This window comes from Paenibacillus sp. FSL R7-0026, from assembly GCF_038004485.1.
Lineage (GTDB): Bacteria > Bacillota > Bacilli > Paenibacillales > Paenibacillaceae > Paenibacillus > Paenibacillus xylanexedens_A.
Window position 1 is genome coordinate 5,912,007 of the sequence record NZ_JBBORG010000001.1, and the last position, 16,373, is coordinate 5,928,379.

10 protein-coding genes are annotated in these 16,373 nt (G+C 45.5%); all 10 read right to left on the reverse strand.

Annotated elements, in window-relative coordinates:
* Positions 1-301 precede the first annotated feature (301 nt).
* The gene (locus MKY44_RS26010) at positions 302-679 is read right to left on the reverse strand and encodes a hypothetical protein (protein ID WP_036612497.1); all 378 of its coding nucleotides are present in this window, start codon (positions 677-679) and stop codon (positions 302-304) included.
* A 357-nt stretch (positions 680-1,036) separates the two neighbouring features.
* Positions 1,037-1,759: a response regulator transcription factor gene (locus tag MKY44_RS26015; protein ID WP_026081439.1), complete on the reverse strand. Its 723-nt coding sequence runs from the start codon at positions 1,757-1,759 to the stop codon at positions 1,037-1,039.
* Between the two features lie 7 nt (positions 1,760-1,766).
* On the reverse strand, positions 1,767-2,927 hold the full coding sequence (locus MKY44_RS26020) for a sensor histidine kinase (RefSeq protein WP_074092506.1): 1,161 nt from the start codon (positions 2,925-2,927) through the stop codon (positions 1,767-1,769).
* A 47-nt stretch (positions 2,928-2,974) separates the two neighbouring features.
* Positions 2,975-5,698 (reverse strand): stalk domain-containing protein, encoded by a 2,724-nt coding sequence (locus MKY44_RS26025; protein ID WP_341009183.1) that lies wholly within the window; start codon positions 5,696-5,698, stop codon positions 2,975-2,977.
* 227 nt (positions 5,699-5,925) lie between these two features.
* Positions 5,926-7,152 (reverse strand): stalk domain-containing protein, encoded by a 1,227-nt coding sequence (locus tag MKY44_RS26030; protein WP_341009184.1) that lies wholly within the window; start codon positions 7,150-7,152, stop codon positions 5,926-5,928.
* A gap of 116 nt (positions 7,153-7,268) precedes the next feature.
* Positions 7,269-10,976, reverse strand: coding sequence for a SwmB domain-containing protein (locus MKY44_RS26035; protein WP_341009186.1), 3,708 nt, complete (start codon positions 10,974-10,976; stop codon positions 7,269-7,271).
* 193 nt (positions 10,977-11,169) lie between these two features.
* Complete coding sequence (metK, locus tag MKY44_RS26040; RefSeq protein WP_036612510.1) at positions 11,170-12,372, reverse strand: methionine adenosyltransferase; 1,203 nt, start codon at positions 12,370-12,372, stop codon at positions 11,170-11,172.
* A 255-nt stretch (positions 12,373-12,627) separates the two neighbouring features.
* Positions 12,628-12,900: an alpha/beta-type small acid-soluble spore protein gene (locus MKY44_RS26045; protein ID WP_017691962.1), complete on the reverse strand. Its 273-nt coding sequence runs from the start codon at positions 12,898-12,900 to the stop codon at positions 12,628-12,630.
* Between the two features lie 148 nt (positions 12,901-13,048).
* A complete protein-coding gene (locus MKY44_RS26050) occupies positions 13,049-13,615 on the reverse strand; it encodes a hypothetical protein (RefSeq protein ID WP_091036335.1) in 567 nt (188 codons plus the stop codon).
* A 140-nt stretch (positions 13,616-13,755) separates the two neighbouring features.
* Positions 13,756-16,350, reverse strand: a complete 2,595-nt coding sequence (locus MKY44_RS26055) for a hypothetical protein (protein ID WP_341009188.1) — start codon at positions 16,348-16,350, stop codon at positions 13,756-13,758.
* Positions 16,351-16,373 lie beyond the last annotated feature (23 nt).

Genomic DNA, 16,373 nt, shown 5'->3' on the forward strand with positions numbered 1-16,373 from the left:
GTCACACAACATGATTCCATCATACAATTCTGCTAATAACCAGAATCTTTCTATAAAATTGCGAAACTTTTTCCAATCTGAATCGTCTATACTTTTAAATTAAGAGTTCTGACTTCGAAAAGTTTATTTTAATACTCATGAACTCGTCAAAACCCAGACAATAACCATAGATTGCATAAAAACCCATTTTTAATTTAAAAGCAGACTTAGCTACAATTACAAAAAAAGACTACAGCTTCTGCTGTAATCTTTTCACTGTAGATCTGCGAAATGTTAATCCCATTTCCGTTTACATGATGATTTATTGCTCTGACTCACGCAAATCAATCAGGCGAAACGTGTGATCGGTCTGTGCTACCCGTTCAATATCAGCAGGGACAGCAGGCAGATAAGATGTCTCCATGCCTTGCCTTTGCATAAGCTTTTCAATAATCGTAATCGTTTCCGCTTCTGTACGATCAGCGACAACTGTTAATCTGAAGCTCTTACCACGGTATAACAATTCCCGGCAAAGTTCTCTTACAATGCCTTCGATCCGCCCTGCCTGATTGGAAGGGATGAGCAGAATCTGCTCGAAACCTTCAGATTCCGGACGGGAAAGATGGCGCTGGTGCATGGCATGAACGGCCATTGCCGCCAGGAAGTATATGAGCAGAATCATAGTCAGATGAGCAACCATGGCAACTGCACCTCCTCGGAAGGTCATGCTCACCCATGGCGAACATCCCTGTATACAACAAGTATATGCTGTACTTCCTGAAGGGTTACACTTGCATTTCCTATCACTCATATTCCACGCTGATCGACACCGGACGAAGAAAGACAGGCCAGGTCATTCATTCACGCCTAAGCTTGAACATATGTTCCGCACAACCTTACACTTTGCTCATTTGCAGTGATAAAGTCCATTAACCCGCAGACCAATCCAACATTCTGGAAAGGGCGCGAGTGAACACCAATCTATACTTCGTCTAGGTTGAATCAACCAATGGACTGACTTACCGTAAGAATACTGCTTTACGAAAAACATAAGGTATTAGAGCGTAACCCAACCATATTTGATCGAATTGATAACAGCTTGAGTACGGTCGTCCACTTCCATCTTCTGCAGAATACTGCTGACATGGTTTTTTACTGTTTTTTCACTGATGAACAGGAATTCACCAATCATTTTGTTGCTCTTACCTTCTGCCATCAAGCGAAGCACTTCAGCCTCACGACGTGTGAGCGGGTTATTGTCGCCAGCGACAAATTTAACGCCTGCTTCCTTCGAAGCTCCTTCACTCATTGCCCCTGTTTCATTAAGATACGTCATACGACGCAGCTGCATGATCAGTTTGCCTGTTACTTTCGGATGTATGAACGCATGTCCTTCATGCACGGAACGAATCGCATTGATCAGAGACTCGGCCTCCATATCCTTCAGCAAGTATCCGTTAGCCCCTTTACGAAGCGTCTCAAATACATAACTTTCATCATCATGAATGGACAAGATAATTACTTTGACATCAGGGAACAGCTCACGCAATTTCTCCGTTGCTTCTACCCCATTTTCGATTGGCATGTTGATATCCATCAATACAATATCAGGTTTATCCTGATTGCAGAATTCGAGCACTTGAATACCATCGCCGCATTCGCCGATGACCTCAATGTCGTCCTCCATATTTAAAATGCGTTTCAGTCCCTCACGGAACAGCTGATGATCATCAGCCAAAAGAACTTTAATCGATGCTTTACCAGTATCACGGTTTTCCATCATCCTGCTACTCCTTTCCCTTATCCACGTTTGTCGGGATATGAATCACTATTTTGGTTCCTTGATTTTCTCCGGATTCGATCTCTATTCTTCCTTCTAACAGTTCAACCCGTTCTCTCATCCCAATCAGACCGAAGTGGGTATGATCCTTGCTTTTCTTCGCAAGAAGCTCCGGTTTGAACCCAAGCCCATTGTCCTGAACGACAATTTTGACGAGCTGAGCCTGGTATGTAATTTCCACTACAACATAAGTGGGATAAGCATGCTTTGCAGCATTCGACAGACCTTCCTGCACGAGGCGGTAGATCGCTGCCTCCATCGCGGAAGATAAACGATGTTCCTTACCTCTTGTTTCAAAAAGCGACCGGATTTTCGTTTTTACCTCAAAATCCTGCACGTACTTCCGAAGCGTTGGAATCAGTCCCAGATCATCCAGTGCCATAGGACGCAGATTGAAAATAACTTTTCTCATTTCTTCAAGACTGGAACGAACCTGGCCTTTCAAATCTACTATTTCGGCCTGGACCATCTTAAAATCCTGCTTAATGAGCATTCTTTCTACAATTTCCGTCCTAAGCACTAGATTGGCGAGCATCTGCGCAGGCCCGTCATGAATCTCACGAGCAATACGTTTCCGCTCTTCTTCCTGGGCCAAAATTATTTTCAAACCAATCATTTGTCGATTTTTGGCAGATTCGATGATCCGGGTCACTTGACCCAGTTCACCTGACAGGTACTCGAGTACAACACCCATCTGCGAACCGATGGTCTCGGCACGCTCCACGGAAGCTTCCACATTTTTGGCACGCTTCTGCAGATCATCCCGGCGAGCCTTCAGATACATTTCCTTCTCACGATAAATCATCAGATCCAGCTGCAGCTGTGTTGCTTTCTCATACGCCTGCTTGATATCATGCTCGGAATAACGGACAAAGTCGCGGCTAACCTCAGTCAGCCGGATCCGGGAACGGCGGTAGTTCAGCTCCAATTGATCTACTTTCTCGATTGTTTCCGCCGTCTCCTTCAGTACCGACTTTAACTCCTCGTTGAGTGTTTTCAGCTCATCACGAGTTGCGTCCATAATTTCGAACATTTGATATTTGCTGTTTTCCATGACTTGTATGGCGTTTTTAATGACGCGGTCTATGGCATCGGCTTGTAAATCCACGTTTGTTCGACTCCATTTCTATCGTTTCCGGTATATATCATACCATATCACGATGAGATGGTAACGGTCTTCGTTTTCTGTTCCCATTTTACAGTCAGACCAAGTTGCTCGGAAACGAGTCTAAGCGGGACTAAAGTCCTACCACCCGTTACGTATGGCGCAACAGTTGCGCTCTGTCTTTTACCATTCAGAATGAATTCTTTCTGCCCTACAACCAGATCAATCAGCTTGCCACCACGTAATACCGTGATTCGCTGATTTTTGCTATCCCAGCTTGCCTGACCACCAAAAGCATCCAAAACATGTTTGATTGGCACATACGTCGTACCATTTTTCAGGACCGGTGCTGCATCAATGGCTTTTTTCGTTCCGTTCACCGTCATCGATTTCTGTCCAAGCACAAGCGAAGCTGTACCCGTAGGCAATCCAACTTCACTGGACTTGGAAGGCATCGTGAATGCGATGTTGTCAAAAGCAACCGTACCTGATTTCGCACGCTCATCCTGACCTTCTTCCACGTTCACCACATAGACCCGCTTCAGCTTCGCCGGATAGGCAATGTTCAGTCCGTTCAGGTCCACACTCAGCTTCTTCCACCCGTTCCAGTCAATCGCCTTGGCGAGATCGGCATATACCGTTTTGCCATTGGCATCCGTGAATTCGGCACGCAGCCAGTTCAGGCTCTTATCTCCCATAACATCCATGGACATTGATGTAGCTGCTGCAGATACCTCTTTACCCGTGGAACCGTTCAGTTGTGCATAAGCATACATTTTGCCTGTTCCAGCAGTCATATCATAATCGAGTTGCAGCACATTGGAGCCGGCTTTTTCACCAGTTCCTGCAGTAACGGTTGCTGAACCAGTTACACCCGCTGCGTTCGTCGTGAAGTTGATCGGATAATTCACGTTCTCGAAGTTCTCCCAGATCGTTTCGCTGGCAGAAGCCGAGAGTACTACGACTGTGCTATAACCATCATAACGACCAATCGCATATCCAACTTGTGCACCGGAATTGACAGAAGATACGGTTAATTGGTCAGCAGTAACTTTACCTTTGAATCCGATAAATTCCCATGTCAGCGAGTCTGCCGGAACCGTAACACTTTGTCCGCTCTTCGTCGTTGCCGTTACAGGAATGGACATCGTTGTGCCCGCTTTGAGCGAACCGAGACCCGATCCTGCTGTCAGGGAAGCCAGTTCACTTCCACCCAGTACCGATACTTTAATGGAGGATGAAGCTCCATTGCTCGTTGCCGTCAACGTTGCTGTACCTGGCTTCACGCCTTTGATCGTGCCATTGCTGACACTCACGATACCGTTGTTGCTGGACTTCCAGGACATGCTGATATCGCCTGTTGCGATCGGGTTGTAGTAGGTGTCATATCCTTTGGCTGTGTACTTGCCCTCTTGTCCCACCAGCAGCGTTTGGCTTCCACTCACGGCAAAGCCCTTCAGTTTACCTACAGGAGCCGTAGAGAACACACCCAGCGTGTTTACAACCTGACGTTGCTCGGTGCCATACTCTGTGTTGAACGTCAGACCAGCGGTTTGCTCACCCAACGGACGGGTTACCATGGTTGTGGAGCCGCCCCCGTCCAGGTTCATGCCTTTCCAGACACCCACACTGGTCATAAAGGATTGCAATTCCGTCAGCGACATCCCGCTGCTGTTACTATTTTTCTCCGCTGCAATGATGTAGACATACCGACCATCCTGAGAGTAGCCCACTGCCGTTCTTGCACGAATACCACCGATGCCGGAAGATGCGATATCACGGGAAAAGGAAGCTGCCTTTCCACCGTTCACCAAAATGGTGTGACCGCCAATCATCATCTCCAGGTTACTTGGATCAACCGATTGCCCGGTTGTTTTGGCTTTTAACTTGTAATCCGCATCCAAGGTTTGCCCAACGGATAGATGGCTCATGATCCATGTTGCCGCTGTTCCATGCGCACGCAAAATGTACCCATCCTTCGGCACCGTCATGTTTAACGCTTTTTTATCCGAGATTTGGGTAACTACTCCGTTCTGCACGAGTACCTCTGTCGGCGTTGTGGAAGGGTCATTTGGACGTTTGGTGGAGGTCCATGCCGGTGTATAAATATACATCGAGTTGGCATGACTATACTTCACCGCACCCGACTCTACCGTATAATCCTCTTTATTTATCCCACGCAAAGCAAAAGTTGAACCATCCTGCGCCTTCACTGTTCCGTCAAAAGAATACTCATCGATCATCGGTTTGCCATCCTTGGTCACCGTGAGGGCATACATGCCTGACAGTTCGGAAGGTGTGGAGACCAGAACGCCATCGGAGACCTGTCCACCAATTGGTGCGAGCTCGCCGGATACATTGAAGTAATCGCCATTCACAGCAGCTACTGCACCATTTTCCTTAGCCATGGCACCTGTACTCTGTTTACTGTTCAGATTACCGCCCTTGCCTGTCATCACATCCAGCTTCACATACGGGTTCTGCAAATCCACCTGGATTACATCCGCCAGTACGTTGACCTTGGAACCGGAACGTGTTGTTGTATATCTGTATTTCATGAGCTTCGCACCCGAAGTCAGAATTTCTTCACTCAACTTGCTTGTATTTGTAGATGCTGCAGCGGCCACCGATTGCCACGAAGTGCCTGACCACATCTGCCCGCCTGCGCTCATCACCGGTGCAATCCAGATCACACCCGCCAGCGTCACAATCGCCCATTTCTTCACCTTACTGCCCTTAACGTCTTCCAGCTGTTTCCCATGTTTCCCCAGCATGTCTGAAACGTCTCTCCCATCTTGTATATCAATCTTAGACATCACGAACACTGCCAAGTAGGCAGCAGCGAGATCTCTAGTATACTCTTCTATTAATAGACTGCTTTTTGTGGAAAAAGTTACGCCCCCAGCTAACTTTGAGGGGATTCTTGGCAAAAAGAAACCCATGTATGCAATTAGCTACTCATACATGGGAATTTATCTGTATACTGATATTCGTTATATTTTCAATTTAACTCTGGGAAATGAATTTCGGATAACATTCGATTGGGGTCCTCTTCGTTCTCACTAATGTCATGATCATAACTATAATTCCAGTGCCCATTGGCGTAATCGAGGTAGATCAGCGCCTCATATATAGAATGGTTCTGCTCTATGTTCTCTGAGATGTAGCTCCATTCCAAGGTTGCATGAACAACAGCTTGGTTCTCCCCAAGAAACACGACTCGTTCATTAGACATATGATACGTAGTGTCTCCATACTCAAAAGAAGCTCTTGTAATGTGCTCCCATGTCCTCCATTCATCAACTGCATTTGCGTTAATTCGTTCAATATCAAATGGCGAAGTATATTTATACGTTAAATCAAAATCTTTCTGATTATATGCTCTATAATATGTCTTTAAGTCAGATAGGACTCTTTGTTGCTCATCATTAAAATTCTCTTTTATTATATTTACAGATTTATCGATATCTTCTGGAAGCGCAGTATTACTGGAAAGATATCGATCCTGAAGTATTTTCCACTGATTGTTCTCCTTTATAATTCGAAATACGACCTCATGTTGGTCATTTATTACCTGATTATTATGAATATAAGTAACGTACAATAATGCCTGGTTCGCAGATTCGTATGTAATGCTTGTTATATCAACATTGTAGATTCGATCAGGAATTTCTCTTTCTTGGGGTGCAATCCAACTCTCAGTCAGATAAAATCTCTGCATATGGTTAGAAGCTAGTAGTTTTACAGTAAAAGCTCTATCATACGCCCTCACCAGATCGAGAATCGCTTGTTCTTGACCATAGCCGTACGCTACCATTCGCGCAGTGTTTGCTTTTCGATCATAAGCCACCGAATGTTTTGTATACCAAGCAGCAAATCGAATAGGAAGATAGAATTTCCCATCAATGAGTATACCTGGTTTTTCCAACTCAATATATCCTTCCTTATCATCAGAGTATCCTACATCTGGTATAAAATATGTCTCCGAATGATCCGTTCTAGCAAAAATTTCACGACTTTCTATTGAGTAGTCCGCTCGGTACCCCATTAGTTGAATAAACTCTCGAAATGGAACATACACCGTCCCTGATTTTGTTATCAGTTTAATGTCTGTAGGCTTTTCATTCACGTACAGTTGTATGGGTTCTTTATTATTTTGAGCATAAACCAATGATGGTATGGATATTAAACCTACAGCAAAGAAGAATACTAGTATTTTTTTGAGCAAATCTACACCCTCTATCCATGAAATTCATGATTTATGATATTAAAAAGCGAAACCAATCAGTTGAATTTATTCCCCTGATCGATTTCGCTTCACTAAGATAAAAAAGCTAATTACTATTACAGATATTCCAACTTATCCAAAACCCGTTTCAACATGACTGCAGCCTGTGCACGAGTTGCATTTCCCTGAGGTTCAAATGTTCTGGCTGTCATGCCTTGAATGATTCCCTCCTGCACCGCTTTGGCAACAGAATCCTTGGACTGAATTTTATTGCTATCCTTGAACTTGGACAACGTCGAAGCAGCCGAAGATTGAAGAGAGACTGTTTTCCCACCGTAATTCATCGCACGTACCATCATAAGAGCCATCTGTTCACGAGTGATTTCACTTTCCGGTTTGAATGTACCGTCCGTGTTGCCTGTAATAATTCCGGCTTCTGCCGCAGCACCAATGTAGGCACTGGTCAGATCACCACCACGAATATCACGGAAACGACGTGCAGCAGTCTGATCTCCTTTCAAACCAAGACCTTTGGCTACCAATTCGGCAAACTCGGCACGCGTTATTTTCTGATTAGGTCCATAATAGGAGCCGTTCGTGGCCCCAATGATCCATTTGGACGACAACTCTTTGATGACTGCACCTGCCCAATGGCTGGAGGTATCCTGATAGCTCACAGAATGAGTGACAGGCACTATAGTCTGGTTACCGTTTAGTTGTCCTTTAACGACCACACCTCCTGTTGCATTCGCAAATGTATGTGGCACATTCGCCAGGATCAGTGTAGTTGGATCAATATACGTAAACCCGGAAGTCGCTGTAGGTGTGTTTACAGGCAACTGCATTGCGAGCTGGCTTTTGATATTTTGTTCTACCCGTTGATTCGTATTTCCACTAAACGCAGATAGGTAGATGTCTGTAACATTACCAAGTTTCTGTGCGCCTGCGACTGCCAGCATTCCATCTATCGTGCCTGAACTGGAGACAGGAACTGTCTCCACCTGTACATAGAAGTAAGAGGCATCCGTGTTGGTTGTGTTACCCCCTACAGCTTGACTCATTGCGGATACATTCAAATTGGATAGTGGGACCATCCACAGACGATCTCCATATTTGACACCGATTGAACCTGTACGGTTACTCGATGCAACCTGAGCCAATGTGTTCAGCGGGAATCCTACATAAGCGGACGATTCGCTGGCAGGGACTTCAAATACAACAGGTTGTGTTGTTTTGCCAGTCGTTGTTGCGTACTGGAAGGCCTGCAAAAGCTTGGTCCCGTCTACATTGAACTGACGAGTAGAGCGATTGTTGCGTGACATCATGGAAGCTGTAGCTGCCGTATCGGTACTCATCACAAGCAGAGCTTGCCCATAAGTTGACGAGTCTTCTTCTGTAAGCCAAGAAGGACGGCTGTTCGTCTGGTTGCCTGTCGAGCTGCTGCCATTTTGTTGCAGGGCAAGCGGTCCAAAAGCAGCAATGGTGTTGTTCAACGCATCACGTAGTGGAACTGCTCCCGGAGTATAGCTGACAGTACCTGTCTGTCCTGCTGTTGCGGAGTTCGAAAGATTAAGAGTCACGATCGAGCCTGATATCGAAGCGTTCAGAACATTCGTTGTTGTTCCTCCAAGCTGCACACTAAACTGCGAAGCAGTTAGAGCCGTCTGAGCCTGAAGCGCATCTCGAAAGTTAATATACACTTTGTCCCCTTGAAGAGTAGCCGACAATATTTTCCCGTTACCAAAGGTATATTTTACTGGAGCCAGATTAACGTATCCTGCAGGATTGTTGTTTAGATCGGTTAACCGCAGGGTGCCTGGCACATAAGAAAAGGTTACGTTTTGAGTACTGGCAACTGTGTTGGCTAGCGTCAATGTAATCAGATCATCCTCAATCTCGGAATCATTCACAAATACCGCTTTACCATCTACCAATACGGAATATTGGCTCTTGAGTGGTTTGTTCGTCCGGTTCAGCGGCTCGTTATATCTGATCCACATTGTCGTACCACTCACTTCTGCACTCTTGAACTCAGGTGGTTTCGTATCAATACTGTTACGTACATAGAACCCGTTGAATCCAGCAAGAGCTTGACCACGACTGTCTTTCACTGGCCATGTTCCTGGCGCATAGGATACTTGTACCACTTCACCATTCTGGATGGAACGACTGAGACTAAGCGTTACCAACGAACTATTATTGGTGGATATGCTGCTGATGCCCACCGCTGACCCGTCTGCTGTAACACTGAATTGTCTCACAGCATCACTGGAGTTGATATAGACGGTCTCTGGATAGTACAGACTGATTGTATTGTAATAAGCTGTTCCTTCGCGTGGTTTAGACATAATGGAATCGAGACTGTTCTCTACATCTCTCGCTCCGAATGCTGGAGCCGCGTTAAGAGACAAATCCTGAATTTTACGTGTTCCTGTTCCCGGTGCGTAGGCAATGCGGACAACCTGCCCTACGGCTACACCTGTATCCAGAACAACGTACACACTGTCTCCTGAAACATAGGAAGAACTTACATTCCGGTTCTCTCCGTTAACCGTCACTGTGAAGCTGGAAGCAAACGGATCAAGGCTAGAGAGCAACTCATCATACGTTAATCGAATGATCGAGTTGCTGTACATTTTGGCTGTTTTCAGTACAGGTGGTGTTGTGTCTACGGTCAGCGTTCTAAAGGTCCACGATGTGGCTCCATTCAGACCAGTAAACAGATTTCCCGTCTGATCCCGGAACACATTCGCAGGAATATCAATCGTATACGTTGTGTTACTTGTCAGAGTGGTTTGCGGGATAATACGCAACTGTCTAGGGTTGGACGTATTAATTAACGTGGTTGAAGCCACAATTCCGCCATTTGCATTCTTAACTGTAGCCGAACTTGTAAAGTTCCGGTCCAGGTCTTTGTTGAATGTCAGAGTGAATTCATTGGTGAGCGATACTCCTGTTGCTCCGTTTGCAGGAGACAGGGTGGATACGGTCACTGCTGTGGGATCGGATATCACATTGAATCCCCATGTAGTTCGCTGAATGGCTCCCGTATCATTGTTCATGTCATCACGCAAAAAACCTTCCGGTACTGCTATGTAAATCGTGCTGTTATTCGCCCAATTGTTCACTGGATCAATCGTCACCGTTGTTCTCGCCGTGTTGAAACTAATTCGGGCTGAATTGGCATCGATTTCTTCCAATAATGTACTGCCACTATAGATCTGAAGCTTGCCTGCACCGACCTTCATTGCCCGATCATACGTAAGCTGGATATTGGCTGAAGGAGACACATTGGATGCCGCATTAAGAGGTGACTGCCCTGTTAATCGAGCTGTACTAACTCCTGCTGTACGGAATGTCCACTCTTTGTTCAATCCCTCAACCGGTTGACTGTCCCCATATACGAAAGACTGGCTACCTATCCTAACATAGAATGAACCTCCAGGCAGAGATGCAGGAAGCTGGATTTCCACACGTTTCCCCAAACCCGCAATAGCAGCATCATCTGCAACAACAGTCACAGCTGCATCCGTTACAGGAACTCTTGTTACAATGGATTCATCCTGGACTCGTTGTATAAAGATTTCCTCTGTAGAAGCTTCGATTTTCTTTACTGGCTTAATAAAATCAATCGTTAGTGGTGCTGATCCACTTGCCTGTTGTTCGTTCACAGCAGGTGACGTTGTACTAATCCCTTTTCCCGTCAACTCATCGGCGGCATACGCGGACTCTACTCCTACCCATCCGGCGAGTACTCCTTGAGTGACTAACATCAAAATCATAAGACTAGCTAATCCCCTGCGGGCCATTTTTTTCACAAACACCCAACCTTCCCCCTTATCTCATTTCCCTAATTGTCTGATATACAGACCTCTATATTTATGTCGGTCAGAGAGAGATTTTCAATTAACAAAATGGAAATGTATGGTTCTTAATTTTGTAAAAAGATGCAAAAAGCCCCTGATTCCATAGCGGAATCAAGGGCTTCATTGGATGTTCTACATAACCTTAGCTAACTTACAGACCTGCTTGAGTTTTCAAAAGGTCTACTTTGTCCACTTGTTCCCAAGGTACATCCAGATCTGTACGGCCGAAGTGACCGTAAGCAGCGGTTTGTTTGTAGATTGGGCGACGCAGATCCAGCATACGAATGATACCAGCAGGACGAAGATCAAAGTTATTACGCACAAGCTCAACCAATTTCTCTTCGCTGACTTTGCCAGTTCCGTATGTATCCACGTTGATCGATACCGGGTTGGCTACACCAATCGCGTAAGCGAGCTGGATTTCAACTTTGTCTGCAAGACCTGCAGCTACAAGGTTTTTCGCTACGTAACGTGCCGCATATGCTGCGGAGCGGTCCACTTTTGTCGGATCTTTACCAGAGAACGCACCACCGCCATGACGTGCATAACCGCCGTAAGTATCTACGATGATTTTACGTCCAGTAAGGCCTGCATCTCCCTGAGGTCCGCCAATAACGAAGCGTCCTGTTGGGTTGATGAAATATTTAGTCTGCTCATCCAGCAATCCAGCTGGAACGACAGGCAAGATTACATGTTCTTTGATGTCTTTTTGGATCTGCTCCAGCGTAGTCTCCTCAGCGTGCTGAGTAGACACAACGATTGTATCCACACGTACCGGTTTGTCACCGTCGTATTCAATCGTTACTTGAGTTTTACCATCCGGACGAAGATATTCCAATGTACCGTTCTTACGCACTTCCGCCAGACGACGCGCGATACGGTGGGACAGAGCGATTGGCAAAGGCATGAGTTCTGGTGTTTCGTTCGTTGCAAAACCGAACATCAGACCTTGGTCACCTGCACCAATGTTTTCTGTTTCACGAGCGACTTGTTCCGGGTCACGGTTCTCAAGCGCTGCGTTAACGCCTTGGGCAATATCAGCGGACTGCTCATTCAGAGAAGTCAGAACTGCACAAGTGTTATAATCAAAACCGAACTTGGCACGTGTGTAGCCAATATCCTTAATTGTATTACGAACGATGGACGGAATGTCCACGTATTCAGAAGCTGAACTGATTTCACCGATGACAAGCACTAAGCCTGTGGCTACGGAAACTTCGCAAGCTACGCGAGCATTGGGGTCGTTTGCAAGAAATGCGTCCAATACGGCGTCTGAGATCTGATCGCAGATTTTATCCGGATGTCCTTCGGTTACAGACTCCGATGTAAATAGATGCCGGCCTTTAACAGACATGAAGTTTCAACCTCCCATAACTAGTAGTATGGCGATTGCCCGAACAAAACATGACAGCGATTCGTTCACTGTACCCTCGAAGCTTTCCAAAATGGAATAAGGACGCAGGGTCCGCAGTACCGAAGATAAGGATTTTTCAGGTAATTGCCTCAAACGAAAATCAACCTTTCCCTAGTGGAAAAGGTTGCATACCTCAAATGTCATCTTAACGTATTTGTCAAGACGTGTCAAACGAAATGGGGTAAGGAAAATGCCCTATAAGTGCTGCTCTGCCTGACGAATTAGCCTTTTGGTGATCTCTCCACCAACCGATCCATTCTCGCGGGAAGTTAGATGTCCCCACCCTTTGTATTGCCCATAGGAGTGATCACTCACTTCACCCAGTTCAGATCCAAATTCTGTATCCGCACCAGCTAAACCTCTGCCACCATAACCTACATTGAGACCAAACTCTGCAGCAATCTCATACTTCATCTGATCCAGCATTTGACGACTTTCGGGTACCACTTTGCGATTGCTTCTAGCCATGATTCCTGCACCTCCATTAATTGATTGTCTACAGTTATAGAGTGAGCAGGAACAAGGCTGGCTAGCCGTATTAATGTTTGTTAGAACTGGGTAATCTGAGCAAATGAAATGTATGACTAATGAATAATTCCTTTAACAGCTACAAATCCTATTTCAAAGTATATCCACCACGAACCATTACAGTTAGGCTATATTTGTTTCCTTCCAATACCGTGATCCCCCGTCCATCCCTTGGAAAAGAGAGCAGGTGATTGGTCGGCGCTGCCTGTCCATTCGTCAGGTCAATCCCGTCCGTCAGATCAGCTACACCATTCGTACCTTCACTGACGATCACAGCTTTACCGCTCCGTACAATGAACTCCGCGCCAGACTTACCGATCAGCTGTTGACCCGGCTTCACGGTTACGATCTCAACGGCATCAGAAGCTCCTGAGACCAGTGGAGGAAGTGAAGTGTCTCCACCTGTGCTACCTGAGTTCCCGGTTCCCGTAGATCCGGAATTATTACCGGATGAATTGCCAGAACCCGTGCTAACGCCACCACCCAATGCTTTCTGAATCTGCTGATCTACATAGCTCTTCGTTACAACCGGATCGTCTGCTGTTCCTGGCTGGCTTGTACCTGCACCGATAGCTGTATTGCTGTATACCGACCCAACCCATACGCCAACACCAATTGCGAGCGCAGCAAGGGATACTTTCATATAAGGTTTCATGTGAATCATTTTCCTCCTCTGGTAATCTATTAACTTTAACTATAGAGAAAAAATAGGGATGCGACAAGCAAAACCTCGTTTCCTTTAGGATGGAAACGAGGTTTTGTGGACAAATCTAACGATTATTTAAATCTATGCCTCTATCTTATATCGACGGGTTCTTCCTTCGGAAGTTTGGTCAGGTCATATCCGTAGCTTTGTTCCGCAAGACGAACACGTTGTCCTTGGAACTGATCATCTACGCTTAAGCGATAAGAACCGCCACGCAGCTTCTCGAAGAAGCTGTCTTCTACGCTCCAACTCAGTGTCTGGTTGGTTCCCACTTTCAGATCGGTTCCCAAAGTCAGCTCTTTCTCATATGATTTACCTGCTTGATCCGTCATTGTAAGGATTAACTTGTGCTCGTTCTCACCCATCTCAATCTCTTCATTACGTGATAAGCTGTAATTCATCTCAATCTGCACAGATGAGCTGCCTGCCAGATATGCTCTTACACTGTTGGCAGTCCAAGAGTAAGGATAGAGATCAATATTGGTTAACGAGCCTTGAACACTAATGGAGGTTGGCGGCACTTCGAATGCCAGAGCATTCACATAAGCAGTTGCTTCCCCTTCACCCGTTACAAACTTGCTGTCTGCAATACCTTCACCCACAATCAGACGCAGGTCTGAGAAGGTAACGGACTTCGGAATCTTAGCCCAGAACGTAACAATCGACTTCTGTCCCGGACCAGGCAGACGCTCTGCTTGCTTCGCAGTTGCTCTATAATACTGGCCATCCGATGTTTTGAAATAACCTACCAGTTTACCGAGACCACTTTGACGCAGTGATTTGTTCGTCATTTCGAATTCAGTATATACGATGTCCGATGATGTTCCCGGATAACGAATCGTTCTCCGCACACCCATTTCGGTCTCTTTATCAGCCGTACCCGAAGTGTATGTCTTGCCGCTTCCAACATAAGATACCGGTGGAATTAATCCGGACGTATTTAACGTGATCCATTCATTTGTCTCTTCTTCACTAACTTTCTCGTTCAGACTAAGTTCAAGTCGAGATATACGTAACTCAGAAGGAATCTTGGTCAACAGATAAGCCTCAGTTGTCATGCCCGCTCCAAGTAGCTTGCCACTTTGTGTGTAGATTAGCTTCTTGTCTCCCTCAATCTCAGCAGAATCAATCATAAACATCGCTTCAAGCTCAGGAAGTTGAACTGTTTTGTTACCTGCATTACGAATAGTCACTTTAGCAGCAATAATATCATTATCAAGCCACGGCAACCGCTGTAACGATCCAAAAGACACACCAAATGTACCTTTGTTATTCTTAATCACCGCTTCGGTTGTCAATCCGTCTCCGCTGGATACCGATTCAGGAATCGCATAGACGCCTACAGGATAGGAGAAAACAAATCCATTGGTTGGAGAAGAAGCTGTTGCTGACTCTGTACTATCATTTTTGTCCACCGGACTCATTACATACAGCTTGATCTTTTTGGTATCCCCATCACCCTGAAGGGTTACATTTAGCTTAATTGTCTTGATATCACCTGGGTTCAACTTCAATGTATCCAATGCTTTAGTTTCGATCGGATAAACTGTTCCGTCTGTATTCCGTACCTCGAAGGTATATGTCGGTACCTTAATGGCTTTCTTGCCTTCATTCTTGAGCTTCATCTGAAGGTTAAGACTATACTCACCATCATCGATTCGAACTTTGGCGGATTCAAGCAATGTGGACAGTCGTTGTCCTTCAACTGAAATAATATTCGGTTGATTGGCAGCGACTTCTACATTTGTTTTGCTCGCTTCAGGCAGCTGTAATGCAGCAACAGGCAGAACACTCTTCTCTTCACCCTGTTCTTCTACAAGCAACAACTCAGACTTTTGCAGCTTCACTGACGTAGGAAGAGATGCCATCAGACTGAGAGCCTTATTAGCTTGGGCTTGAATACTGACATTCGTGCTGTCTTTATCCGGAGTTAAGGGATAGTTCGTACCACTTGGCGTACGCAAAATCCATTTGATATTCGGATTTTCAAGCAATTTATAACTGATATTGTTTAAATTCACGCCAATTTTCACATACTGATTCTTATCTTCACCTGGAAACACTTTAATGCCAGATACTTTCACCTTCACCGCAGAGTCGCTTAGACGAACCGTCTTTGGTTTACCTACAGGTGTAGTAATGCTATAGGATGCGGGCACGTTAAACTTACCCAGCGTACGTTCATAGTTAGCTTGACTGAAATCCCATTTCACGATGAGGAAGTTCAGATCACTCAGTTTCACTTCGCGACCCACTTTCATAACATAGGTCAAGTCAACGGTTGATCCAGGCGCGACTGTCTTCTTTTCCTGATCTTTGGCGATTAGTTTAGGCGAGAACAATGTTCCACCCTTTGTCTTTACCTTGCTCCAGTAATCGAGCATCATCATTGGGGTGCTGTCATTGTTCTTGTAAGACAATGTATACGTAACCACATTGCCATCGTCTTGAGCCAGAATATTGACATCTGTTAATCTTACGGAACTTCGTGCTGTCACTTTAACAGCTGACAGGTTACCCAGGGTATGTACAACCTTCTGCGTTGTTGTTTTCTTCGATGTACTGCTATTTGAACTGGTGGCAGACGTTTTGTTGGTAGTACTCGCTGCCATAGCCATACCAGCGGTTGAACTGATCAACATTGCACTTGCGAGCAAGCTCACAAACATTTTCTTTTGATTCACTTCCAAACCTCCCATAAGTTGCT